At 67.5% G+C, this 1,361-nt stretch carries 2 protein-coding genes; both read left to right on the top strand.

The window, feature by feature from the left end:
• On the top strand, positions 1 to 667 hold a 667-nt coding region (locus U1700_RS14570; protein ID WP_332753412.1), incomplete at its 5' end, for a flagellar basal body rod protein FlgF.
• Between the two features lie 13 nt (positions 668 to 680).
• On the top strand, positions 681 to 1,361 hold a 681-nt coding region (gene flgG / locus U1700_RS14565), incomplete at its 3' end, for a flagellar basal-body rod protein FlgG (protein WP_332753411.1).

Genomic DNA, 1,361 nt, shown 5'->3' with positions numbered 1-1,361 from the left:
GACGATCGGGTTCCGCGCCGACCGTGTCGTGTTCGACCGCATCGACCTGAAGGGCGGCGGCGCGGCGTTCGAGGCGCGGATGCCCACCGCCGAGGAAGTGACCGACGCCGACCGCGCGCCGGGTACCATCCAGCATACCGGCAACGCGCTGGACATCGCGATCGCGACGTCGAGCGCCTGGCTGGCGGTGCAGGCCCCCGATGGTTCGGAAGCCTATACCCGTCGCGGCGACCTGGAGGTCACGGCCTCGGGCGTGCTGCAGACCGGCGACGGCTATCCGGTGGTCGGCCAGAACGGCCCGATCACGGTGCCGCCGTACAATTCGATGACCGTCGCCCCCGACGGCACGCTGTCGATCATTCCGCTGGGTGCCGGGCCCGATACCCAGCCCCAGGTGATCGACCGCATCAAGCTGGCCGACACGCGCGGCACCCAGACGGTGAAGGGTCTCGACAATCTGCTGCGCGTCAAGGGCGGCGGGGCGATGCCGCAGGACATGGACGCCACCGTCCAGTCGGGCGCGCTGGAAGGGTCGAACGTCAACATGACCCAGACGCTGGTCGACATGATCGAGAACCAGCGCAGCTACGAGGTGCAGGCCAACCTCATGAAAGAGGCCAAGTCGTTGGATGAGAACAGCGCATCGCTGATGCGTCTGCCGAGCTGAGGATTAAAGGGTTATGTCTTCCGCCGCTTTGCACGTCGCGCGCACCGGGCTCGATGCCCAGGATATGCGTATGCGGGTCATCTCGAACAACCTGGCCAACGTCAACACGACCGGGTTCAAGCGCGATCGCGCCGCGTTCGAGACGCTGGCCTATCAGACGATCACCGCGCCCGGCGCCGCCAGCTCGACCGAGAGCAAATATGCGACCGGCCTGAACCTGGGCACCGGCGTGCGCATCCAGGGGACCGCGCGCATCAACACGCAAGGGTCGATGCAGACCACCAACAACAGCCTCGACATGGCGCTGGACGGTGACGGCTTCTTCCAGGTGCAGATGCCCGGCGGTACGCTCGGCTACACCCGGGCGGGCAATTTCTCGCGCTCGGCCGAAGGGCTGCTGGTCACCGCCGAGGGCTATCAGGTGATGCCGGGCATCACCATCCCCGAGGGCACGACCCAGGTCACGATCGGCACCGACGGCACCGTCTCGGCGACCCTGCCGGGCCAGACCGCGCCCGCCGAGATCGGCCAGATCCAGATCGCCAGCTTCCCCAACTCGGCCGGGCTCCAGTCCAAGGGCGATAATTACCTGACCGAGACCGCCGCCTCGGGCGCCGCGAACATGGGTGTCGCGGGCCTCGAAGGGCGCGGCCAGATCCGCCAGGGGATGCTCGAAGGCTCGAACGTCAACGTC

The organism is Sphingomonas sp. RB1R13 (genome assembly GCF_036663775.1).
Taxonomy (GTDB): Bacteria; Pseudomonadota; Alphaproteobacteria; order Sphingomonadales; family Sphingomonadaceae; genus Sphingomicrobium.
The sequence above is the reverse complement of the archived record's forward strand: the minus strand, read 5'-3'. Positions and strand labels throughout refer to the sequence as shown.